At 40.2% G+C, this 24,397-nt stretch carries 24 protein-coding genes; 21 read left to right on the top strand and 3 right to left on the bottom strand.

The features are described 5' to 3' along the window. From BM181_RS01125 to BM181_RS01215, 19 genes are all read left to right on the top strand, one after another. A partial coding sequence (locus BM181_RS01125; RefSeq protein WP_218150073.1) for a sugar transferase occupies nucleotides 1–1,362 on the top strand: 1,362 nt, incomplete at its 5' end. A 6-nt stretch (nucleotides 1,363–1,368) separates the two neighbouring features. Next, on the top strand, nucleotides 1,369–2,469 hold the full coding sequence (locus tag BM181_RS01130) for a glycosyltransferase family 4 protein (RefSeq protein ID WP_075441654.1): 1,101 nt from the start codon (nucleotides 1,369–1,371) through the stop codon (nucleotides 2,467–2,469). 2 nt (nucleotides 2,470–2,471) lie between these two features. Next, a complete protein-coding gene (locus tag BM181_RS01135; protein WP_075441656.1) occupies nucleotides 2,472–3,425 on the top strand; it encodes a glycosyltransferase in 954 nt (317 codons plus the stop codon). A gap of 158 nt (nucleotides 3,426–3,583) precedes the next feature. Continuing rightward, the gene (locus BM181_RS01140) at nucleotides 3,584–4,636 is read left to right on the top strand and encodes a hypothetical protein (RefSeq protein ID WP_075441658.1); all 1,053 of its coding nucleotides are present in this window, start codon (nucleotides 3,584–3,586) and stop codon (nucleotides 4,634–4,636) included. A gap of 28 nt (nucleotides 4,637–4,664) precedes the next feature. After that, the gene (locus BM181_RS01145) at nucleotides 4,665–5,498 is read left to right on the top strand and encodes a glycosyltransferase (protein WP_075441660.1); all 834 of its coding nucleotides are present in this window, start codon (nucleotides 4,665–4,667) and stop codon (nucleotides 5,496–5,498) included. 31 nt (nucleotides 5,499–5,529) lie between these two features. Then, entirely contained in the window at nucleotides 5,530–6,633 is a 1,104-nt protein-coding gene (locus tag BM181_RS01150) for a hypothetical protein (RefSeq protein ID WP_075441662.1), read from the top strand. Beyond that, complete coding sequence (locus BM181_RS01155; protein WP_075441664.1) at nucleotides 6,614–7,600, top strand: glycosyltransferase family 2 protein; 987 nt, start codon at nucleotides 6,614–6,616, stop codon at nucleotides 7,598–7,600. The genes BM181_RS01150 and BM181_RS01155 overlap by 20 nt, the downstream gene beginning before the upstream one ends. A 96-nt stretch (nucleotides 7,601–7,696) precedes the next feature. Then, on the top strand, nucleotides 7,697–8,614 hold the full coding sequence (locus tag BM181_RS01160; protein ID WP_371263000.1) for a polysaccharide pyruvyl transferase family protein: 918 nt from the start codon (nucleotides 7,697–7,699) through the stop codon (nucleotides 8,612–8,614). Then, entirely contained in the window at nucleotides 8,611–10,134 is a 1,524-nt protein-coding gene (locus BM181_RS01165; RefSeq protein ID WP_143092072.1) for a lipopolysaccharide biosynthesis protein, read from the top strand. The genes BM181_RS01160 and BM181_RS01165 overlap by 4 nt, the downstream gene beginning before the upstream one ends. A gap of 12 nt (nucleotides 10,135–10,146) precedes the next feature. Then, entirely contained in the window at nucleotides 10,147–10,926 is a 780-nt protein-coding gene (locus BM181_RS01170; protein WP_075441670.1) for a glycosyltransferase family 2 protein, read from the top strand. Nucleotides 10,927–11,017: 91 nt separating this feature from the next. Next, nucleotides 11,018–11,431, top strand: a complete 414-nt coding sequence (locus BM181_RS01175; protein WP_075441672.1) for a sugar 3,4-ketoisomerase — start codon at nucleotides 11,018–11,020, stop codon at nucleotides 11,429–11,431. Nucleotides 11,432–11,450: 19 nt separating this feature from the next. Further along, nucleotides 11,451–11,969: a GNAT family N-acetyltransferase gene (locus BM181_RS01180; RefSeq protein WP_075441674.1), complete on the top strand. Its 519-nt coding sequence runs from the start codon at nucleotides 11,451–11,453 to the stop codon at nucleotides 11,967–11,969. A 17-nt stretch (nucleotides 11,970–11,986) separates the two neighbouring features. Next, nucleotides 11,987–13,090 (top strand): DegT/DnrJ/EryC1/StrS family aminotransferase, encoded by a 1,104-nt coding sequence (locus tag BM181_RS01185; RefSeq protein WP_075441676.1) that lies wholly within the window; start codon nucleotides 11,987–11,989, stop codon nucleotides 13,088–13,090. Between the two features lie 18 nt (nucleotides 13,091–13,108). Then, nucleotides 13,109–14,191 (top strand): acyltransferase family protein, encoded by a 1,083-nt coding sequence (locus tag BM181_RS01190; RefSeq protein ID WP_075441678.1) that lies wholly within the window; start codon nucleotides 13,109–13,111, stop codon nucleotides 14,189–14,191. A gap of 181 nt (nucleotides 14,192–14,372) precedes the next feature. After that, on the top strand, nucleotides 14,373–15,245 hold the full coding sequence (gene rfbA, locus BM181_RS01195) for a glucose-1-phosphate thymidylyltransferase RfbA (RefSeq protein ID WP_075441680.1): 873 nt from the start codon (nucleotides 14,373–14,375) through the stop codon (nucleotides 15,243–15,245). A gap of 14 nt (nucleotides 15,246–15,259) precedes the next feature. Beyond that, nucleotides 15,260–15,835: a dTDP-4-dehydrorhamnose 3,5-epimerase gene (rfbC, locus tag BM181_RS01200; protein WP_075441682.1), complete on the top strand. Its 576-nt coding sequence runs from the start codon at nucleotides 15,260–15,262 to the stop codon at nucleotides 15,833–15,835. Beyond that, nucleotides 15,836–16,879, top strand: coding sequence for a dTDP-glucose 4,6-dehydratase (gene rfbB, locus BM181_RS01205; protein WP_075441683.1), 1,044 nt, complete (start codon nucleotides 15,836–15,838; stop codon nucleotides 16,877–16,879). A 30-nt stretch (nucleotides 16,880–16,909) separates the two neighbouring features. Further along, nucleotides 16,910–17,101 (top strand): toxin-antitoxin system HicB family antitoxin, encoded by a 192-nt coding sequence (locus BM181_RS01210; protein ID WP_075441685.1) that lies wholly within the window; start codon nucleotides 16,910–16,912, stop codon nucleotides 17,099–17,101. 4 nt (nucleotides 17,102–17,105) lie between these two features. Then, on the top strand, nucleotides 17,106–17,462 hold the full coding sequence (locus BM181_RS01215; RefSeq protein ID WP_075441687.1) for a helix-turn-helix domain-containing protein: 357 nt from the start codon (nucleotides 17,106–17,108) through the stop codon (nucleotides 17,460–17,462). Between the two features lie 31 nt (nucleotides 17,463–17,493). Here BM181_RS01215 and BM181_RS01220 read toward each other — a convergent pair whose 3' ends face one another. From BM181_RS01220 to BM181_RS01230, 3 genes are all read right to left on the bottom strand, one after another. Further along, on the bottom strand, nucleotides 17,494–17,877 hold the full coding sequence (locus BM181_RS01220; protein ID WP_075441689.1) for a hypothetical protein: 384 nt from the start codon (nucleotides 17,875–17,877) through the stop codon (nucleotides 17,494–17,496). Nucleotides 17,878–18,087: 210 nt separating this feature from the next. Continuing rightward, on the bottom strand, nucleotides 18,088–19,167 hold the full coding sequence (locus BM181_RS01225) for an NAD-dependent epimerase/dehydratase family protein (protein WP_075441691.1): 1,080 nt from the start codon (nucleotides 19,165–19,167) through the stop codon (nucleotides 18,088–18,090). A 19-nt stretch (nucleotides 19,168–19,186) separates the two neighbouring features. Further along, nucleotides 19,187–20,713: a nucleotide sugar dehydrogenase gene (locus BM181_RS01230; protein WP_075441693.1), complete on the bottom strand. Its 1,527-nt coding sequence runs from the start codon at nucleotides 20,711–20,713 to the stop codon at nucleotides 19,187–19,189. A gap of 204 nt (nucleotides 20,714–20,917) precedes the next feature. Between BM181_RS01230 and BM181_RS01235 the strand changes: the two genes are divergently transcribed. Next, a complete protein-coding gene (locus tag BM181_RS01235; RefSeq protein WP_075441695.1) occupies nucleotides 20,918–23,038 on the top strand; it encodes a peptidase domain-containing ABC transporter in 2,121 nt (706 codons plus the stop codon). Then, a complete protein-coding gene (locus tag BM181_RS01240; RefSeq protein WP_075441697.1) occupies nucleotides 23,035–24,396 on the top strand; it encodes an HlyD family type I secretion periplasmic adaptor subunit in 1,362 nt (453 codons plus the stop codon). The genes BM181_RS01235 and BM181_RS01240 overlap by 4 nt, the downstream gene beginning before the upstream one ends. Nucleotide 24,397: the final 1 nt, after the last annotated feature.

The raw sequence follows: 24,397 nt of genomic DNA on the forward strand, positions 1-24,397 counted from the left end.
AAGTTAATATTATTCCTAGGTGATGTAGCGCTTATTATTGCTGCTTATATTATTGCCACAAGCATAGCTCTGGATCGTGATATTATCGTTAGCAATATGTATCTTTATTCGGGGATGCTGCCGATAATCTTGATTATCAGTAGTTTGCTTTTGAATATCAATGGTTTGTATTCTATTGGTAGAAAACGTTTTGCAGAAATTATTTTAAGCACGGCTGTGGCTACACTATGTACCTTTATTCTCGTTACTGCATTGAGTTTTTTTATGCATGAGTTTTCGTATTCGCGAATGGTAATTGCGATATGTTCTGTTTTGCAGGGAATTATGCTTATTGCTTGGCGGTATCTTGGCTGGCGGTTAGAGCAGAAACTCCATGCACAACGCGCCGTTATGCTGATGGGAAGTGCTGAGGAGTGTGAGCATGTATATAACCGATTGCGCGTACAACCGCAGCTAAATCTCAAACTCAAATACATCTGTACGGATATAGAGTCAAGCGATTGGCGTAAGGCAGCAGAAGATATCGATGTGATTATCCTCTGTCCGGGAATGCGTCATCGCTACAAAGTGGCTGTGATCAATCACTGCCATCAGACGGGAAAAACAACGCTGTTGATTCCTAATACCTATGAAATTTTTTGTACAGGCGCAGAACTGGACAAGATTGATGATATTCCCGTATTTCGCCCGCAAAGCCTTAATCCCAGCTTAGAAGTACGTACGTTAAAACGATTGCTGGATATCGTAGTGGCAGGTATCGGCTTTATCTGCGCTCTGCCCTTTATGGTTGTCACAGGGATAGCAATAAAAATCTTCGATCCTGGTCCTATGCTATATAGTCAGATTCGGACTGGCAAGAACGGCAAGGAATTTCGTGTCTACAAATTCCGCACCATGCGAGTAGATGCAGAAAAATATACGGGGCCAATGCTGGCACAGGAAAATGACCTTAGAATCACTAAACTGGGGAAATTTCTGCGCTCCGTAAGGCTTGATGAATTGCCACAGATCTGGAATGTGATTATCGGTGATATGAGTATTGTCGGTCCCAGACCGGAGCGTCCTTTCTTTGTGGAACAATTTGTCAAGGAAACACCAGAATATGCCTATCGCCATAATGTCAAACCCGGCATTACAGGCATGGCCCAAGTTTATGGTAAATACAATACAACTGCTTTTGATAAGCTGGTCTATGATTTGATGTATATCGAAAAATGCGGGCTTCTGACAGATCTGGCAATTATCATTCAAACTGTAAAGGTGCTGTTTACCAAGAGTGCTACAGAAGGTGCTGGCGTTAGACAGAAATCGTTGAATATAGAAAAGTATGATATTGGCAATAATATTTATGGAGACTTTTAACTAGATATGAAAATCTTGATTTTGGCCCATCATGCAGAGGGATTGTACTTGCCACGGCGAGAGTTAATGATGCAGTTAAAAGCAGCGGGGCATACCGTTATTGCATCAATACCGCGAGGAAAGTGCTATGAAAAAGTTGCTGCAATAGTGGATGAAGTAATCGAAACGCCTGTGCAACGACGTGGAATGAATCCGATAAAGGATTTGAGATTGATATTCTTTTATCGGAGGTTGCTGAAACAGTATAAACCGGATTGTATTTTAAGCTTTGCCATAAAGCCAAATCTTTATGGTGGCATGATGGGACGGTGGTATCATATTCCATATTTGATGAATGTGACTGGTTTGGGAACTGCTTTTGCCAAGGATAATCTGTTATGTAAGGTGGCTACGTTTTTGTACAAATTGGTAGCTGGCCATGAACAGACGATATTCTTTCAAAATGAAGGCAATCGCTTAACGTTGGAACGACATGGTGTTTTTTGGAAGAATCCTGTGTTGATTCCAGGGTCAGGCGTGAATTTGAACTTGCATAAGTTTGAAGAATATCCTTCCGATGAAGATAGCATAAAATTTGTTTTTGTTTCGCGTATATTAAAAGAAAAAGGGATTTATGAACTAGCAGAAGCTGCAAGAGAAATTCGTAAAGAATATCAAAATGTTGAATTTCACGTTCTAGGAAAATGTGAAGATGGTTATGAAAAAGTGGTAAAAAAATGGCATAAAGAAGGCATTGTTATTTATCATGGTCATCAAAACGATGTACATGAGTATCTAAAAAAAGCGCATGCGTTGATACATCCATCATACTATCCAGAAGGGATGTCGAATGTATGTCTTGAAGCTTCGGCGACGGGAAGACCTGTTATCACGACATGTGATATTTATGGGTGTAAAGAAACTATAGAGGATGGGGTTACTGGATTGGGAGTAAAGGCTAGGAACGTCCAAGATTTATATAGTGCGATTGTAAAATTTATTAATTTGCCATATGAAGAAAAAAAGAAGATGGGGATAGCTGCAAGGAAAAAGATGGAAAATGAATTTGATCGACGTATTGTGATAAGGGCATATCAACGAGAAATTCAACAGATAGAGGGGAAATAGTGTTGAGTGTTGCGGTTTTAATGGGAACATATAATGGTGAAAAATACATAGAAGAACAAATGTGTTCTATTGTTAAGCAATCGCGTAAAGCTGATGAAGTGCTTATTTGTGATGACTGTTCAAGTGATTCGACTGTTGATATTATAAAGAAATTTATAAATAAACATCGATTGAAAAATTGGACATTGATAGAAAATAAAGTAAATAAAGGTTTTGCAGAGAATTTTATTAGTGGAATAAGTAAAATAAGTGCTGATATAGTTTTTTTTTCGGATCAGGATGACATTTGGCATATGGATAAAATAAAAATAATGACAGATGTTATGAAAAAAAATAATGCAGAGGCAGTGTTGTGCCGTCAGAAATATATTGATAGCAATGGTGACAGGAAAAAAGTTTTTCTAGCACAGCCGGGAATAGAAGACTTTTTTTCGAGTTGGCACTTTAGAGGGAAAAGATGCGTTAGTTTTGAAGAACAGGTTTGTAACAACAGAAGTACAGGTATGGCTTTAGCAGTAAGAAGAGACGCTGCTTTAGTGTGTAGTAAATGGATCGGTGAATATCAGATATCGCATGATTTAATAATAGGTATGTATGCGGCATCTCATAATAAGATGTATTATATAAATGAATCATTGGTAAAAAGACGTATACATGATAACAATACTTCGGCCCCACAAATTACGGTGTATGATAGAATAAAAAATATGGAGAAAATGATTCGGGGAATAGAAGGTAGAGTAAAACTTCAGCTGATATGTTTAGCTGATTTTTGGTGGTTAGGTGAATGTGATAAAAAAGAGTTAAATAAATCTGTAAGAGATTATTCTAATATAATAAGATATATAGAAGAAAGGGAAATTCTAAAATTATTTTATTTGTTGATTAAATCTAATGGGATGGTTAATAAAAAAATAATATGTTTATCTTTATTATATGCTTTGATGGAAAAATAAAAGATGCTATGTGAAGAATTTTAGGAGGTACAATGTGGGGCGCTTATAGATGGCTTTGTAGTACTTTTAGATATTACTAATTAGATTGATTTTCAGTTTAACAAGCTGATGGGGGTAATAAAGCGTAACTGAATATTAAGTTGGATGTGGAAGAGAAAATGAAGTTTAAAGTGTTTTACGGAGTTTCAATCAAATACGAAACAGATACATGGTTGCATGAAGAACTTTCTCGATATGGAGATACAACGGTTGTAAATGTAAGTGACTTTTGGCTACATGTGAGACGCTGGCGGCCACGTAGCATATGGGGACAATTTCTGCAGGTGTTTATAGCTGTGTGTCAATCAATTATCTTATTGGTTAATACAGAAAAAACGGATATAATTGTTACTCGGTCTCATGCTGTGGGATTGATTTTTATGTTTATAGTTAATGTGCTTCATATTAATCGTAGACTGGTTTCATATAACTGGATCGATATTCCAAAGAGAAGATATGCAAAATTAGCCCGAATGGCTTTGAATAAAGATAATTTTATACCGATAATGAATGATGAAAAAATAATAGGTGTTATTCGAAAAAAACTTAATTTAAACAATGAAATGTTAGGCGTGTATATTCCTGATACATACGATACAAAAGATGAGTTTTTAACACCGGTATATAAAGAGGAAAAATACGTTTTTTCTGGTGGGATAAATAACCGAGATTGGGGAATATTATTGCAGACCGCATTATTGAATCCGCAGATAGAGTTTCGTTTAGTAGTAAATAAATATCTTTGGAAGTATGATAGTGTTCCTGCAAATGTGAAGATATATTTTGATTTGCCAATTTATGAATATAATGCAATGATGAGAAAAGCGTATATATGTGTGGTTCCCTTGAAAGAGGATCGAGTGTCTGGATTGATTAATATCATAAAATCACATCAGTACGGGATACCTTGTGTGACTGCATTGATGGATTGTACAGAGAAATATTATCCGCTCAATCTTAGGCCTATGTATTTATACAGAGTGGGTGATGTTGACGCATTAAGTGAAAAAATACAGAACTTATATATGCTGGAGAAAAGTGAATATCTTAAGGCTACTTTGAAGTTACAGGAATACTTAAAGATAGAATTTTCACCCCGGAAATTAGTTAAGAGACTGATCGAATATTTACAGGAAAAATCTTGGATAACGGATGATGAAAAATATGGTTAATTTCTTATAATCTTGGAGATAAGCGAAAATGAAATTTGTTGCTATAGTAGTATTATATAATCCTGCTGGTGATGTTATAGATAATATAAAATCATATAGTAATTCTGTGGAGAAAGTATATGCGATTGATAATTCTGAGGAAGTATCTCAGGATATATTAGATGAATTAAACAAAATAGATAATATTGTATATATACCGTTTAATGAAAATAAAGGAGTTGCTTATGCTTTAAATATCGGTTTAAAAAAAGCACTTTCGGAAAAAGCTGACTATCTATTAACTATGGATCAAGATACAGCTTTTCGTAAGGATGATGCAGAAAAAATGATTAACTATATTCAAAATAACAACGACTATACAATAGGTATTTATGCTGCTAATACAGAGGAATATACTGGAAGTAATGATGCGGAAAAAGTTAATTTGGTACTAACATCTGGAAATATAATAAACTGTGATATTGTTAGTGAGATAGGCGGGTATGATACTGATTTGTTTATTGATTGGGTGGATAATGATATATGCTACCGATTGATGAATTATGGAAAAAACATAATGAGAATAAATAAAGTAAAAATTGACCATCATTTAGGTGAAAAGCAATATGTAAATATTTTAGGATATAAATATTCATATGTAACTCATAATGCTTTGAGATATTACTACATGACAAGGAATAAATTTTATGTGCTAAAAAAAAATAGAATGCCATTGATATATAGAATTAGGTTTGTATTTGGAACGATAAAATTAATTTTTGGCGTACTAATTATAGAAAAAGATAAATTATTACGCTTGAAATATATTTTTAGAGGATTGAAAGATTGTTATTGCTGTCGATATGGAAAATACAATAATTGATATACACGGAATTTGGTTAGGATGAAGTAATATGTGTGAATTGTCCTGCGTTATTTTATTTGTGTTTATGTCTATAGAAGGATATATACATAGTGCAAAAACACAAATGTTTATTTTCTTAGCGTTTTGTTTAACTACAGTGTTAATATATTCGCTTGTGGGTGAGTTGTTTGGTGGTTTTTCTGTTAAGTTTGATAATTTTTTTTCTGTTTTTGTATGTTCTCTATATTTATCATATTCGTTGTGTTTATACATAGTTAAACAGTTTAAGTTTAAGATAAATTTGCTGTTTAGTTTGTTTGAGTATAAATATTATTTTGCGTTTGTAATGATTTTTAGTTATATTGAGATAATGATAGGCATATATTATGTATCAACATCATCGTATGCTGGGTTACGGGCGTTAATTAACGCTAATTCGGTATCATTACATTCTGGAATTACTAGTGCGATGGTAACGAGTATTATGTTTATGGAATATGAATTTTTTAATAGAAAAAAGGTGAGAATTTTTATCGCTTTCACGCTTTTTTTTCTAGCAATATTATCTACATCGAAAATATTTATTTTATTGGCTATTATATATATCGTACCTTGGTATACTAAGTGGTATCATATGGGGGTGAAACAAAGTTTATTTATGCTATTTATCATCATAGGATGTTTTATGATGAGTCAATTGTTGTTAGGGAAGGTTGCTGAAATAGATGGGAGTAGTAATGCTGTCGTTTCATTAACGTATACTATGATGGGGTATTATTTAGGAGGATTAGCAAGCTTTCAATTATTTTTAGATGGAATCATATCTTCGGAACCTGGATGGGTAAGGACAGGGGCATGGCTTGGTAATGTCTATTCTGCTTTTTTGTCATTGTTTGTAGAGAAAAACTATTTAATATTCATGATAAAAGTTTCGATGATTGGAGCTTTTTATGCGTTGCTTACGACTGATTCGTACTCTATAAGATATTTGAAGAATTATGGATGGTTGGCACTATTAATGGTTTTTTATGATAATATGTTTGGTGCTAATCAGCTGGTTTGTTTTTTGATCACATCTATATTTATTAATATTTTTTCCAATAATTTTAAACGTGTTAGGAAAGATAATAATCATGAGAAGACAATTAATTAGTATAATCGTACCTGTGTATAATTGTAAAGAATATTTAAGTAATTGTATAAATTCGTTGATTAATCAAAGCTATACAAAGATAGAAATAATTATTATTGATGATGGATCAAATGATGGCACGAGTGAGATTTGTGATGAATGGCAGAAAAAAGATTCGCGTATAAAGGTTATTCACACAAATAATTTTGGAGTTAGTCATGCTCGTAATATAGGTTTGGATAATATGTCGGGGAGCTACGTTGGTTTCGTCGATGCGGATGATTGGGTAGATACAGATACATATGAATTATTGCTTAGGGAAATGATAGAAAAGAATGCAGAGGTATCTGGAGGCGGATATATTTGCAATGATGTGAGGGGGGATAAAATCATTTTTTGCAAAAGAAAATCTAAAGTGTATTCTAGGGATGAGATTTTGCAAGAGATTTTTTCGCCTAGAGAGCCTAGGTTATTATGCTGGGAACTTTGTGATAAATTATTTAAAAGGGATCTTATTAATAATGTTCGTTTTAATGAGTCAATTGGAACGGCAGAAGATATGTTGTTTTTTTGGCAAATGATGAAACGGGTGCATAGATTTGCGTATAGTCCTTTATTTAAATATCATTATCGCATGAGAAGTGGCAGCGCTGTGCATAGCGGAATTTCTCCAAAAACAATTTCGAGTTTATATGCTGTGCGTGAGATTATGAATTCTGCAAGAACGGAAAATGATGATTTAAAGTATATTATTTGGAAACAATATGTTCGATATCTAGTAGGATGTACACGGCAAATGTTAGTGTATGATGCGAAAAAATATGAAGAAGACATATTAATGAATCAAAAAGAAATACGTCGGGAAATAGGACGCGTTATAAGATTGGATAATTTATCTATACGATTTGTGCTGGGAGTGTTTTTTTTATGCTTTCCTATTGCAATATGTCGTGCATTGACTTGTTTTATAAAAAAGAGAAATGATTGAGAAGGAAATATTTTTTCACAGGGGACTTCGTGGGGGGCGTGAATGTATAATTCGATAAAGAATATAGCTAAGAATAATAAATTGTTATATGCAGTTATGATTGGCCTGAGATGTTTTTTATATACTATAATTTATAATGTATATGTGTGTGTGTTAAAAGTTCTTACTAGAAATAATGTGATTATTTCCGAATGTTTTATGAGATATAATTGGTTCGGATTCAAAACCAATAATTGGGGAGATGATTTAAATAAATTCTTGTGGGAATACGTTACATCGATGAAGTTTGTATCGATACCGTATTCAAAGCTGTTTTTTAAGTTTTTTGATTGTTATTCTTTAATTGGTAGTATTATAAGTTTTTATGATTTAGACAATAAGATAGTATATGGTTCAGGCCTAATATCACCGTATGATACTATAAAGGGCGTACCTAAAAAAATATATAGTGTACGCGGACCTTTGACGAGAGAATATTTGTTGAAGGCTGGTATAGAATGTCCTGATAGATATGGCGATCCTGGCCTACTTTTACCTTTGTTTTATAGTCCTAAAATCGATAAGAAAAAAAATGGTAGTGTGATATTGAATATGGGGACAATTGCTACTGATAGTCAGTGCTTTTGCAAATTGTGTGATGAATTAAATTTAAATGTTATTAGCTTGGTTAATTATGATAAGTGGACAGATGTAATTGATGAAATTGTAAATAGTGAGTTTGTAATCTCAGAATCATTACATGGCCTTATTGTTGCAGAGACATATGGAGTGCCAAATGTTTGGGTTGAATTTAAAGATCATCCAAATTATTGGACATTTAAATTTAATGATTATTTTTATTCGATTGGCAAAGAAGAGGAAATAATACAGTTACAAAAGGAAATACCGTATGAGGAAATAATGAATAAGATAAAAAGTTGGAAAAAAGGGGAAATAGATTACAGAAAGATGCTTTCATATATGCCTTTTAATGTGAAATGTCCTGTCAATTTTGAAGCTGTGGATAGAGAATGATGACAGGAACTGACAGGATAAAAAACTCATCGAGAAATCTAGTGTTTGGCATGCTTAAATATATAGTGACATTGCTATGCCCGTTCGTTATAAGAACTATACTAATATATAGATTGGGAGTAGAATATGCGGGTATAAATTCACTGTTTTCATCGATTTTACAAGTACTGAGCTTATCTGAACTTGGATTCTCAACAGTTGTTGTTTATACATTATACGAGCCTGTAGCTAAAAAAAATATAAAAAGAATATGCTCGTTGTTAGCATTCTTTAAAAAAATATACAAATATTGTGGCTTGTTTATATTGGTGATGGGGTTAGGATTGACGCCGTTTGTTAGGAACTTTATAAGTGGGCATTGTCCAGATGATATAAATATATATATCGTGTTTGTTTTGTTACTGCTAAACACTTCAATTAGCTATTTGTTCTGTGGATATAAATCGGTATTGTTTTCAGCGAATCAAAGAGATGATATGTTAAGCAAGGCAAGTGTTATATCTAGTTTGGTAACCTATTTTTTGCAGATCGGGGCGTTGATAATATTTGAAAATTATTATTTATTCGTAATAAGTTTGCTTATGGGGACGCTGTTAAATAATGTTTTTATGAATATCTATGCTAAGAAAATGTATCCTGAAGTATGCTGTAAAGGTGATATAGAAACACAAGAAAAGAAAAAGCTATTCAAGAGCGTGGGGGCACTGTTTGGACATCAATTGGATATGGTTATTATTAATAGTGCAGATAATCTTGTTATTTCAATGTTTTTAGGATTAAGCATGATAGCTATATATAATAATTACTTTTATATTCTTTCCGGAATACTTAGTGTTTTGATAATGGTATCTAATTCGTTTGCAGGGAGTATAGGTAATAGTATAGCTATAGAGCCTAAAGAAAAGAATTATAAAAATTTTATTGATTTTACCTATTTTATAGGTATGATAAGTTCTGTGTGTGTTGTTTTGCTTTTTTCTCTATATCAGGATTTTATGTTGATTTGGATGGGGCCAGATATGATTCTTGATATCGGCATTGTTTTTTTGATATGCTTTAGTTTATATGTGAGACAGTTTAGGAGATCTTTGAGTACATATAAGATAGCTGCGGGGATATGGGAAAAGGATTGGATAAAACCATATATAGCAGGGTTTGCAAACTTGATCTTAAACATTATACTAGTTCAATATATTGGATTATATGGAGTGATAATTTCAACAATATTGTGTTTTTGTGTTATTGATATACCTTGGGAAACAGTAGTATTTTTTCAAGGATATTTTAAGGATGGACTCAGGGGGTATTTAAAGGTACAATTCAGGCTATTGCTTAAAACAATAGTGATAGGTTTAGTAGCTTTTTATATATCTAATTGTATATATGTTGCGACTATAACTATGTTGATAGTGAAATTCATGGTACTGCTTTTGATAACTTCAGTATTGCTTATTATTTGTTCATATAAAGATGAAGAATTTAAGTATGTCATAAGAAAAATAAAACCTATGATTAGATAGGAGAGGATATTAGTGGTAAGTGTTGTTGTTCCTATATATAATGGGAAGGAATACATTAAAGAAACAGTTGATTCGATTTTAGCACAAAGTATTCTTAGTGAAGTGATATTAATAGATGATTGTTCTTCCGATGGCTCCTATGATTATATAATGAAGTTATATGGGGGAATTCCATTAGTTAGTATTCTAAAGAATGAAAGTAATCAAGGGTTTTGTAAAACAGCAAATCGTGGCATTGAATGTGCAAAAAGTGAATTTGTTTTAGTGATGGGGCAAGATGATTTGTTAGATGAAACTCATTGTGAGAATATGTTGTCATGTATGTCTGATGATGTGAATATGGTTTTTTGCGATTATGATTTAATTGATGGGGTAGGCAAGGTTATTGATTCTACAAATCATTGTGCACATCGTGAAAGAATGATTGAAGATTTATGTAGATTTAATACAATACCGTCTGTAGGATTGATTATGAAAAAATCTGCAGTGGAAAAAGTTGGAGGATATCCGGAAAATGACGATTTTCCTAATTATGGAGAATATCATTTGTGGATAAGGATGGCTCTGACTGGACGGGCGGTTTTTTGTGGTAAGACGAGATCTAAGTATAGGAGACACCAAACGAATATGACAAATTCGTTTGGTGATAGGAAAACTAAGATTAAATTGAATAGATATTTTAATACATGCAGAAGACAAGTGATTGACAATAAAAAAGTTTCTATAAAAACAAAAATATACACGTTGCTTTTTATGGGATATTATGCTTTAAAATTACATATATTTCGCTGAAATTATAATAATAAACATTTGTTAATTGATTGCTGTATTTAAGGCTTTAACTAAAATATCTATTTCGATTTTTTGTTGGAGGGGGATTAAATTGCGGGTAATTAAATATGTTTTTCAACCTCACGGTGATGATCGAGGACAGCTTATTGCATTGGAGGAATTTAAAGATATTCCATTCAAGATTAAGCGTGTTTACTATATGTATGACACGGCGGAAGGAGTGGTGCGCGGGCATCATGCGCATAAGAAACTGGAACAGATTTTGGTGTGTATTCATGGTGGATGCAAGATTCGGCTGGACAATGGTAAGGAGAAAAAGGTGGTGCCACTCGAAAAACCGTATGAAGGGTTGTATGTAGCCAATAATATGTGGCGGGAGATGTTTGATTTCTCGGAGGATGCGGTACTTTTAGTGTTTGCCTCGGAGTTATATGATGAGAACGATTATATTCGTGATTATGATGAATTTATAGAATTTATCAAAGAACATCCAAATGCAGATTGAAACGCAGGGGCGAGGATATATGAAGACTACATATAGTTTACGAGAATTAAGAGAAAAAGATGCGCCGATGATGCTGGAATGGATGCATGATGATACTGTGACGCATGATCTGCAGATTAACTTTGCGGAGAAAACGATAGATGATTGCTTGAGTTTTATAAAGAGCGCACATGACAATCCTGTGGATTTACATCTGGCAATTGCAGACCAAAGCAATGAATATATGGGAACGGTAAGTCTGAAACATATTACCAGTACGACTGCTGAATTTGCAATTACCATCCGGAAGAAAGCTATGGGGACAGGATGTTCCCGTTTTGCGATGCAGGCAATAATAGACCGAGCATTTCGGAATCTGAATTTAGCGGAAGTCTATTGGTGTGTATCGCCTGCCAATCTGCGGGCGTTGCGGTTCTACGATAAGAATGAGTATAAGCGCGTCGTAATTGCAGATTTGCTGGTTACAAGACAGGAGTGTTTGCTGTCATACTGTGAACAGCAACTCGAAGAGTATATTTGGTATCATGTTTTGCGGTGATTATGGGAGGAAGAGAGATGGAAATACCATTTGCGGATTTACGTCCGATGCATGATGAACTTCGTAGTGAGTTAGATGCAGCATATAAGAAGGTCATGGATAATAGCTGGTATATTCAGGGCAAGGAACTAGAGGCTTTTGAAAAAGAGTTTGCCGCTTATGTTGGTGTCAAGCATTGCATTGGTGTCGCTACGGGACTCGATGCATTGTATTTGATTTTGAAGGCCTATGGCATTGGGATTGGCGATGAGGTCATTGTACCTTCTAATACTTTTATCGCTACGGCATTGGCGATTTCCTATGCGGGGGCAACGCCGGTGTTCGTGGAGCCGGAGATTGAGACGTTCAATATCGATGTATCGTATATTGAGGCAGCAATTACAACGAAAACCAAGGCGGTTATGGCGGTTCAGCTGCAGGGACGTTGCTGTGATATGGATGAAGTCAATCGCATCGCGAAAAAGTATGGTCTGAAAGTCATCGAGGATGCGGCACAGGCGCATGGGGCTAGATACAAAGGGAAAAAGGCTGGGGCCTTAGGCGATGCAGCTGGATTCAGTTTCTATCCTGGCAAAAATCTCGGTGCATTGGGCGACGGCGGCTGTGTAACCACTAATGATGATGAACTGGCAGAAAAAGTTCGTGCGCTTGGCAACTATGGCTCGGATTACAAATACCATCATATTTATAAAGGAACCAATAGCCGCTTGGATGAGATGCAGGCAGCTTTCCTGCGTGTGAAACTGCCATATCTGGATAAGTGGAATGATGCACGCCGTATAATTGCTGCCCGTTATCTGGCCGAGATAAAAAATCCGCTGATTAAGTTACCGTTACCGTCTTCAGATGAGTATGAGCATATCTATCATGTATTTGTCATTCGGTGTGAGAAACGTGATGAATTGGAAAAATACTTGGCGGATAATGGCATCCATACGGTAAAGCATTACCCGATTCCGATGCATATGCAGGGGGCTTACGAGGACTTGCAGATTGCAGAAGGAGCATTGCCTATTGCTGAGGAAATCAGTCGGACAGTGCTGAGTATTCCGATGTACTATGGCATGACAGAGAAACAAGTAAACTATGTGGTTGAAAAATTAAATGCTTTTGCAGTATGAGTTGACATGAGGAGAAATATGGAAAATGCTCGTCATAGACAGACACGAATTGTAGGACTGGATATATATAGGATCCTGTCAGTATTGATGATTTTTTTGTTTCATTCACATATCCATATACAGTGTGAGTATGGTATCTTTACACCCTTTGTGAGTATGGGGGCTATCTATATGACAGCATTTTTTATGTTGTCAGGGTTTGCGTTGTTTTTGACATGGAAAGCTAAGGACTTACAGGATATCAGTGTAATAAAAAAATTTTATATAAAAAGGATTATAGGCATTGTTCCTTTATATTATACTGTAGCGATTCTTTACGTTTCTTTTTTAGGAAAGGAAACAATAAGTCAAAATATTTTATTGGCACCGGTGGAGATACTGGGCATTCAATCAAGTTTCGATAGCTTGTTTACATTCTCGCATAATGGCGGTACGTGGTTTATATCATGCATACTAATGTGTTACGTTATTTATCCGTTTATACAGGAAATAGTCAAGCAAATAACTGTTAGACTAAAAGTGGTCATTATAGGAGTTGTGATGGGTGTTTTACTGTATGCACCGTTTATAGTTTACTTTTTTAAAACCAGTAGTATATATTCCAATCCGTTTTTTAGGATGTTAGAGTTTTTGTTGGGGGTAATAATTTGCTCGTTAATGCCTAAAATATCGCTTAGCAAAGTTAGTAAATGGCTTTATTCTTGGCAGATGATATTAATAGAGTTTTTGATTTTGGTGGCTGGGGTAACTGTAGGGGTAAAACTTCATGTTTCTGTGGGGAATTATATGTTGTATAGCTGGGTATCACTTCCTGTGTTTATACTACAGATTATTTCAATGTCAGGATGGAAAGTTCCTTCCTTGATATATGATTTGAAAAGTATTAGATTTTTTTCAAAGATATCATATGCATTCTTTTTAGCACAGTTTTTTGTGTGGGGGACGACTACCTATATTGTAACGAAACTTGGAATTAATACAAATATGGCAAGAATAGTTGTATCATTTTTTTTGTGTACGCTATATGCAATATCTTTACATAGAATTGTAGAAGTGTTTATTTCCGGTACTATTAGAAATAAATTTTATAGGATGAAGTGATGGTAAGGGGAATATGTCAAAGGTTAATAATGTAATATTCTTGTAACAGGTGATGTGGGGCTTGGCGTGGTGAATGATTGATTTTAGCGGAAATTGTTAATCATATGGTAATTTTGTTAATTAATAACAGTTATTATATTTGCAGAAAATGCTATATAGAGATATATGAAGGTGAAATGTATTGATAAAAAAAGGAATTATTTTAGCTGGAGGCTCAGGGACACGGCTTTATCCCTTAACAAAGGTTGTATCGAAGCAGTTAATGCCGATTTATGATAAACCAATGATTTATTATCCGCTCAGTACGCTGATGCTGGCAGGAATCAATGATATCTTGATTATTACCACGCCGGGGGACAGAGAGTCGTTTTCTCAGCTTTTGGGGGATGGCAGTCAGTTTGGTATCCATATTTCGTATGCGGTTCAGCCCAGCCCGGATGGACTTGCGCAGGCTTTTCTGATTGGCGAGTCGTTTATCAATGGTGATGCCTGTGCTTTGGTGCTTGGCGATAATATCTTCTATGGTTCGGATTTGTCGCAGGCAATGCAGCGTGCAGCTGCCAGTGAGGCGGGAGCGACAGTATTTGCTTATTATGTGTCTGATCCTGAGCGTTATGGTGTTGTCGAGTTTGACGCAGCGGGTAAGGCTTTGAGCTTGGAGGAGAAACCAGCGGCACCGAGGTCGAATTATGCGGTTACAGGGCTGTATTTTTATGATAAGGATATTGTCGATATTGCCAAGACCATCAAGCCATCGCCGCGTGGGGAGCTGGAGATTACCGATGTCAACAAGGTTTATCTGGAGCGTGGCACGCTGCAGGTGGAGAAGATGCGTCGTGGCTATGCATGGCTCGACACCGGGACGCATGAGTCGCTTTTGGATGCAGCCTCTTTTGTGCGGACGATTCAGGCGCGGCAGGGACTGAAAATCGCCTGTGTCGAGGAGATTGCCTACCGTATGGGCTATATCGATGCGGCCCAGGTTGAGCGTTTGGCACAGCCATTACTGAAGAATGAGTATGGCAAATATTTGATTCGCATGATTCGGGAATAAGGGAGCAGGAAAGAATGAAGGTCATTGAGACGAGTATTGAGGGTGTCTTGATTATCGAGACAGATGTGTTTGGTGATTATCGCGGCTTTTTTACGGAAACTTACAACAAGCCAAAGTATGAAGCGTTAGGCATAACGAATGATTTTGTACAGGATAATATGAGCTTTTCGGCACAGAAGGGGACGCTTCGCGGACTGCATTGGCAAAATCCACCGTATGCACAGGCAAAACTGGTGTCCTGCTCGAAGGGCCGTGTGATTGATGTTGCGGTAGACATCCGTAAGGGAAGTCCGACCTTTGGGAAATGGGTTTCGGTAGAGCTCAGTGCAGAAAACCACCGGCAGTTCCTCATTCCCCGAGGGTTTGCACACGGTTTCCTGACACTGACAGATGATGTGGAGTTCCGTTATAAATGCGACAATGTATACAACAAGGCGGCTGAGGGTGGTATGCGCTACGATGCGCCGGAGGTAAATGTCGACTGGGGGAGTTTGCTAGCAGGTATCGAGCCGGTTCTCAGCGAGAAGGATACGACTGGCCCGACTTTGGCAGAGAGCAAGAATCAATTTGTATATGGAGAGAATTGTTAAATGAAAATAATTGTAACGGGTGGAGCCGGTTTTATTGGATCGAATTTTGTTTACTATGAACTGAATAATCATCCAGAAGATGAAATCATCTGTTTGGATGCGCTGACTTATGCTGGGAATATGGAGACTTTGGCTGAAGCGCAGAAAAATCCTCAGTTTAAGTTCGTCAAAGCAGATATTGCTGACCGTACGGCTGTCTATAAGTTGTTTGAGGCAGAAAAACCGGATGTTGTTGTAAATTTTGCGGCAGAGTCTCATGTTGACCGATCAATCGAGAACCCTGAGATTTTCCTGCAGACGAATGTCATTGGCACGAGTGTATTGCTCGATGCCTGCCGTAAATATGGCATTCAGCGCTACCACCAGGTATCGACGGATGAAGTCTATGGTGATTTGCCATTGGATCGGCCGGATTTGTTCTTTACGGAGACGACGCCGCTGCATACGTCGAGTCCGTATTCCTCATCAAAGGCGGGAGCAGATCTCTTAGTACAGGCATATCATCGGACGTATAAGCTGCCGGTGACGATATCGCGCTGCTCGAATAACTATGGACCGTATCATTTCCCCGAGAAACTTATTCCGCTGATGATTATCAATGCTTTGGCCGATAAGAAGCTGCCTGTTTATGGGGATGGATTGAACGTCCGTGACTGGCTCTATGTTGAGGATCACTGTGCGGCAATCGATTTGATTGTCCGTAAAGGGAAAGTCGGGGAAGTCTATAACATTGGTGGACATAATGAGCGTGCCAATATCGATGTGGTAAAGACCATTCTGCAGGAGCTGGGCAAAAGCGAGGACCTCATTGAACATGTCACGGATCGCAAAGGGCATGACCGTCGCTATGCAATCGACCCGACAAAAATCCATGAAGAACTTGGTTGGCTGCCGGTAACGAAGTTTGAGGATGGTATCAAGAAGACTGTGCAGTGGTATCTGGAACACCGCGAGTGGTGGGAACATATCATCAGCGGGGATTATCAGAATTATTACCAGGATATGTATGGAAAGAAAGAGGTTTTGGAGTATTCAAGAGCGTGATTATAGCGATGCTTTTTCGGAGGTGATGGGATGTTTGTAGTCAAGAAATCATCTGAGATGATGAATAAGACATTTCGCTTGCCAGTCGATTTACTAGAAAGGTTGACCGAGGTGGCTAAATCACAGGATGTGTCGGTCAATAACCTGGTGCAGCAATGCTGTGAGTATGCGCTTGGAGACATGGCAGGTGGAGGAAAGACGGAGACGAAACAGAGGAAGTGAGCTTATGACGGAGCTTTCGAAGAATCTCCAGCATATCCGAGCGGCGCGTGGCTTGCGGCAGCAGGATGTGGCAGATGGACTGGGAATCAACAGGGCGACCTATGCCAATTATGAGGCGGGGCAGCGCAGTCCGAATCATGTGATGCTGATGAAGCTGGCCGCACTTTTTCAGGTGCATGTCGATGACCTTTTGGGCTTTCGACCGGATGAGAGCCATCTGCTGCCTGAAGAGATTTCTCTGCTTGAGCGTTTCCGCCGCCTGCCAGTGGCAAAGCGGGCATTCTTTTCGCGGTGGGTTGATTTTGAATTACAGGATAATCCGAATATAGATAAAAAAGAACCGCCATTCTCCTCAAAGTGAGGGTGGCGGTTCCTTTTATCACAAGGGCAATTTACAATTCTTTTGCAAGCTCAGCAATACGTTCGGCGGAGAGGCTAGTGTATTTCATAATCAGGCTGATGTCCATATTGTCGCGCAACATGTCGAGGGCTGCAGTCTCACGTGCTTTTTGTTCGCCTTGCTCGCGGCCTTGTTCACGGCCTTGTTCGAGACCTTGTTTGAATCCTTCTGCAAGATTTGCTTTGAGGTCACTATTGTAGTCCCAGATGGCAGATTCGCGAGCGATATACTCTCGGTAGGCGGCATCGTCCATGATGTAGCGGTCAGATGCTTGCATAGCATCTTTGATGGCTGTATTTTTCATTGCGAGTTCCTCCTTTTGGCTTTCATCGAGTTTGTTGGCAAAAAAGGCTAGCCATTTTTCGATGCGGTCCATAGATTGGACGGGGGACACACATATATTCTATCATATTTAGAACATAAATTCTACAAGATATGATGTATACATAAATTTTGAAGAGAAAGTATACTGTAAGCGGAAAATAGAATGGAGCATTCCAAACGCTATGCAAAAAAATTGAGGACAATCGCTGATGCGATTATCCTCAATTTAATCTTGGAACACAATGTATGTTTTTTAGTTACGTTACCGATAAAATTGTTTGTACCATTTGGCGAAGTTGGAGAGACCTTCTTTTATGCCGATGGCAGGGCGGAAATCGTAATCGCGCTCGAGAGCGGAGCTGTCGGCGTAGGTTACAGGAACATCGCCGGGCTGCATCGGAACGAGTTCTTTGTGCGCCTCAAAGTCGTAGTCCTGTGGGAGGACGCCGCTATCAACGAGGGCGTGCTGGAGCGTGTCGATGTAGTCGAGCAGATTTTCAGGGGTGCCGCCACCGATGTTGTAGACAGCATATGGTGGGACGGGGAGTCCGTCTTCGCCAGTTTCTTTCTTTGGTGCACCTTTCATGACGCGATAGACACCCTCAACGATGTCGTCGATGTAGGTAAAGTCGCGTTTACAGTTGCCGTAGTTGAAGATCTTGATTGTATTGCCAGCCTTGAGGTTGTTCGTGGCCGAGAAGTAGAACATGTCAGTGCGGCCAGCAGGACCATAGACGGTGAAGAATCGCAGGCCGGTGGTAGGGAAATTGTAGAGCTTTGAGTAGGAGTGCGCCATGAGCTCATTGGATTTTTTTGTGGCCGCATAGAGCGAGACTGGATTGTCAACTTTATCATCGGTGCTGAAAGGAATTTTCTTGTTGCCGCCGTATACAGAAGATGAGGAGGCATAAACGAAATGCTCGATTGCTTCGTCATGACGGGCTGCTTCAAGCAGGTTGTAGAAGCCAATGAGGTTGCTATGGATATAGGTTTCCGGGTGCTCGATGCTGTAGCGGACGCCTGCCTGGGCTGCGAGGTTGACGACGACGGCAAATTTATATTCTGTGAATAAGCTGTCGATGAGTTCTTTGTCTGCGATGTCGCCTTTGACGAATTTCCAAGCAGAGGCGGAGTTTTCTGCCGCTTTGTCAATCTGTTCGAGACGCCATTCCTTCAGTTCGATGGGATTATAGTCTGTGAGGCAGTCGATGCCGATGATGGTGGCAGCGGTCGTTTCTTTGAGCAGGCGGCGGGCAAGATAGCTGCCGATGAAGCCGGCGGCACCAGTCACGAGGATATTCTTGCCATTTAAATCCAGCTGTTGTTTTTCGATACGTTCCATCTGTTTTATCTCCTATTTATTAGTCGCGTTTGAAAATGTCGCGCGTATAGACTTTTTCGGCTACATCATCGAGGCAGCTATCGTAGCGATTGGCGATGATGGATTTGCTCAGTGATTTGAATTTATTGAGGTCATTAACGACTTTCGAGCCGAAGAACGTATCGCCATCTTTGAGGGTCGGTTCATAGATGATGACCGTGGCACCTTTGGCTTTGATGCGTTTCATGACGCCCTGGATGGAGGACTGGCGGAAGTTATCGGAGTTGGACTTCATCGTCAGGCGGAATACGCCGACTGTGCAGTCTGTTGCCTTGTGCGCATCTTCGGATTCATCGTAGTTGTCAGAGTTGCCATAGGCACCGGCGAGGTCGAGCACGCGGTCAGCGATAAAGTCTTTGCGCGTCCGGTTGCTTTCGACGATGGCTTCGATGAGATTTTCCGGGACATCGGCATAGTTGGCGAGAAGCTGCTTGGTGTCTTTCGGGAGGCAGTAGCCGCCGTAGCCGAAGGAAGGATTGTTGTAGTGGGTGCCGATACGCGGATCGAGGCAGACACCATCGATGATATGCTGCGTGTTGAGTCCTTTGGATTCGGCATAGGTGTCGAGCTCATTGAAGTAGGAGACGCGCAGCGCCAGATAGGTGTTGGCGAAGAGCTTGACGGCTTCGGCTTCGGTAAAGCCCATATAAAGCGTGGAGATGTTTTCCTTGATAGCTCCTTCTTGCAGCAGGGAAGCAAAGGTATGAGCCGCTTTTACGGTCGCAGGATTTTCTTCATCCATGCTGACAATGATACGGCTCGGATAGAGGTTGTCGTAGAGTGCCTTGGATTCGCGGAGGAATTCAGGGCTGAAGAGGATGTGGTCGTTGTTGTATTTTTTACGGATTTGAGCGGTATAGCCGACAGGAATCGTCGACTTGATGACCATCCAAGGCATGTGGCCGGTGCCTTTGTTGGCAGCTTCGACGAGTTCGATGACGGATTCTACGGCCGAGGTGTCAAAATAATTCTTTTTGGAGTCGTAGTTAGTCGGTGCCGCGATGACGACGAAGTCTGCCTGCTGATAGACTTTCCAGGCCGGGTTCGTTTCGCTGACTGTTTGGTCATTGAGGACGCAGGTCAGGTCGAGCTCTTTTTCGGCGAGATATTTTTCAATGTAGTCATCCTGGATTGGAGAGATGCGGTTATTGATTTTATTGACTTTTGCCTCGATGATGTCAATCGCCGTGACATGATTGTGTTGGGCGAGCAGCGTGGCAATCGAAAGTCCGACATAGCCGGTACCGGCCACAGCGATATGGAGTGGAGAAACTGTCTCTGTCTTTTCGGTAGAAACTTCCTGGAAGAGTGTGGTCGGGTCAAAATGCAGGACTTCACTCAGAGCTTCAAGCTGGGGGATGGACGGTGTATATTCGCCGGTTTCGAGCTTTGACAGTACCGAGCGATTCATGCCTGTGGCTTCGGCGAGTTCCTGCTGCGTCAGGTTCTGTTTTTTACGCGTGTTAGTAACGATATCGGTGAGCAATTTGAGTGATAGCTTTTTCATATAATCCTCCACTTGGTTGTTTAAAACAACGAAAATATCAAAAGTATTTGATTAACAAGGAGATTATAAACTAAGATGTTGTTCTAGTCAACGCTATGGTAGGGGGATTCGCTATATAGATATTTAAAAAATAATTAAAATAAGATATAATGATGCTTATGGATTTACAAGGTGTTGATTTTCAACATATTTGATGGGGGTAACATGGAAGAGAATACCAATAAGCTTGACACAGGACGTCAGGCATTGCTACAGATTTTTGCGCATTTCGGTACTGCTGATGCTGAGTCGGCAAAGTCAGTATGCGGGACTGATGCAGAGATTGATTGGGAGATTTTACAGTCAGTGGCCCGGAAGTATAATCTGCGCTCGCATTTGCTGCAGATGAAGGCTGCTGAGCTGCGTGATGTTGAGGTTCCCGCGCTGATACGGTTGACGAATGGTCATTACGCAGTGTTGGTTGTATACAGTGATGCAGCAGTATTTGTGCTGGACCCCGCATTGCCGCAGCCGTTGGCTATGCCAGCCAGCCAGTTTGCAGAGATATGGACTGGAGAGGTGCTGGTCTTTTCGGCAAAATGGAATTGGGATTATTTTTGCAAGCGGTATAATCTGCCGTGGTTTTTCCAGGTATTGCGGCATTATCGCAAATATTTGGGCGAGGCATTGCTGGCAGCCTTTTTTTTGCAGTTGATGGGCATCGGCATGCCGCTTATCACGCAGGTTATTATCGATAAGGTTATTGGTAATAATGGCTTATCGACATTGACTGTCATTGGCTGTGCCATGGTCCTTTTTTTCTTTGTGCAGGCATTGCTTACGGGACTCAAGACATATTTTTTGGCCCATACGACAAATAAATTGGATGCCATACTGGGAACGCGGCTTTTTCGTCATATGATAAGCCTGCCGCTGCCTTATTATGAGAGCCGGCGTGTAGGTGATACTTTGATGCGCGTTGAGGCGCTGACGAGCATACGGGAATTCTTGACGGGAACAGGCCTTATGACCCTGCTGGATGTGTTTTTTTCAGCGGTGTTTTTGGCGTTCATGCTTTACTATAGTGTGCCGCTTACCTTGATTGCTATGTTGATTGTGCCGCTTTATCTGATACAGAATATATGGTCCGTGCCTATTGTAAAAGCTAAGATTGATGCAGTCTGGCGTACGGGCACAGAAAATCAGTCATTCCTTGTAGAGTCGGTGACGAATATGGAGACGATCAAGGCGCTGGCTTTGGAGCCGCAGTTTAATCATCGCTGGGAAAAACTGTTGGCGCGTTATATGCGTACGACGTTCGAGAATGCGAAATTCAATGTCGTGCTGGGCGGCTTTTCAGGAACCATCGAGTCGTTGGCTTCGCTGGGGATTCTATGGTATGGCGGCCATATGGTTATGGATGGAGAGTTTACGCTGGGACAACTCATCGCCTTTCAGATGATTGCCGGACAGGCTATGCAGCCGATGACCAAGCTGCTGACGATATGGCCGTCTGTCCAACAGGCAGGATTGGCTTTGGAACGTATCGGGGATGTGCTGAATACTGGTATGGAGCCAGTGCTGATTGAGCAGGGGGAAATACCTGTTCGTGGGGATATCCGTCTGGAGCATTTGTCGTTCCGGTATCGTCCGGATTTGCCGCTGGTATTAGATGACATCAATTTGGAAATCAAGGCGGGAGAAAAAATAGGCATTGTCGGCAGATCTGGCTCAGGTAAGAGCACGCTGTCGAAGCTGGTACAGCGCTTGTATTTGCCGGATGAAGGCAGTGTATTTATCGACAATCGTCCGGTGGAGGAGCTTGGTTTCCATAATCTTAGAGCCCAGATTGGTGTTGTCATGCAGGAAAATTTCCTGTTTGATCGCAACATCCGCGATAATATCGCTTTGGCACGCCCCGATGCGGGTATGGATGAAATCATACAGGCAGCGAAGCTGGCAGGTGCTCACGATTTTATTTTGGAGTTGCCGGAAGGCTATGACACGATGGCTGGCGAACGAGGGGCAAGCTTGTCTGGTGGCCAGCGGCAGCGCATTGCAATTGCCAGGGCTTTATTGACAAATCCACGGATTTTGATTTTTGATGAAGCAACCAGTGCCTTGGATTATGAGTCGGAGCGGATTATCATGCAGAATATCGAGGCCATTGGTGAAGGGCGGACGATGCTTATCATCGCCCATCGCTTGTCAACCGTGGCGCATTGTGACCGCATCATTGTGCTGGATAAGGGGCGGATTGCCGAATCTGGTACACCGCAGCAGCTGCTGCAGCAGAATGGAATCTATCGCGAGCTTTACTTGCAACAGTCGGAGGGAACGGAATGAAGATAGTAAAATGGTGGCAGGCTTTTATCAAGGGGCCGGATGAGAAGGTAGAAACGGAGTTTTTGCCTGCAATCCTGGAGGTAACAGAAACGCCGCCTTCGCCGGTAGGGCGTATGGTAATGTGGTCGATATTGGCTTTGCTGACGGTGGGGATTGTATGGTCCATATTGGGCCATATTGACGAGACTGCCGTAGCAGAGGGCAAAATAGTACCTTCTGGTCAGGTGAAGACAATTCAGGTAAAGAATAAGGGGATCATTCGGGAAATCAAGGTTCGCGAGGGCGATTATGTCAAGGAAGGTGATCCATTGGTTATCATGGACCCGACGTCCTCGACGGCAGATTATGACAGTTTGAAGAAACGGGCTGCTTATTTTGCGTTGGATATCAAGCGCCTCGAGGCAGAGCTTGAGGGGAAACCTTTCCAGATTACAGCAGATGATGCACTCGATGATCGTGATGTGCAGGCAGAGCGGCTGCTGTATGAAAGCCGGCAGGGGCAGTACAAGGCCGATTATAATGCGGCCAATGCTATGGTGGCGCAGAAGCAGGCAGCTTTGCAGGCTGCGCGTGAGGGCTATGAGAAATATCGTGGCATGTATGTAATTGCGGCAGAGAAGGAAAACAGGCTGCAGACACTGGTGTCACAGAATGCTATTGCGGAATTCCAGCTGCTTGAACAGCAGTCGCAACGGATTGAGGTGGAACAGAATATGCATGCGCAGGCGGATGTCCTAAAGCAGTCACAGGCTGAAATGGATGAAGCGCAGCGCAAGATGAACAGTGTCGATGAGACGTACAAGAAAGATGTCATGACGGCATTGGTCGAAGCCCGCAAACAATATTACGCATTAGAAGAAGAAATTAAAAAAGCGGAAGAAGATGCACAGCTCACAGTCGTGGAGGCTCCGTGCAATGGCCGTGTCTACAATCTGGCTATTCATACGGTGGGCGGTATCGTGACGGATGCGCAGGCATTGATGATGATTGTACCTGATGATGCCGAGCTTGAGTTTGAAGTCTGGGCGGATAACAAAGATATTGGTTTCATCAAACAGGATCAGCAGGCCGAGGTTAAGGTACAAACGTATAATTTCCAGAAATTTGGTGTTGTGAAAGCGACCGTAGCGGATATCAGCCCTGACGCGGCCAATGATGAGAAGGACCCGACTACCTATGAGAAATACCGGCTGCGGCTTAAAATCAATCCGGACAGCTGGGATATATTTGGTACGCAGTCGAAGCTGGGGCCGGGTATGCACGTGACGGCAGAAGTCAAAATCAAGGAAAAACGCATCATTGATTATTTCCTCGATCCGTTCCGTCAGTATAAGAGTGAAGCATTGAGGGAGCGTTGAG

Origin of the sequence: Pseudoselenomonas ruminantium (assembly GCF_900113715.1) — a bacterium.
GTDB lineage: Bacteria > Bacillota > Negativicutes > Selenomonadales > Selenomonadaceae > Selenomonas_A > Selenomonas_A caprae.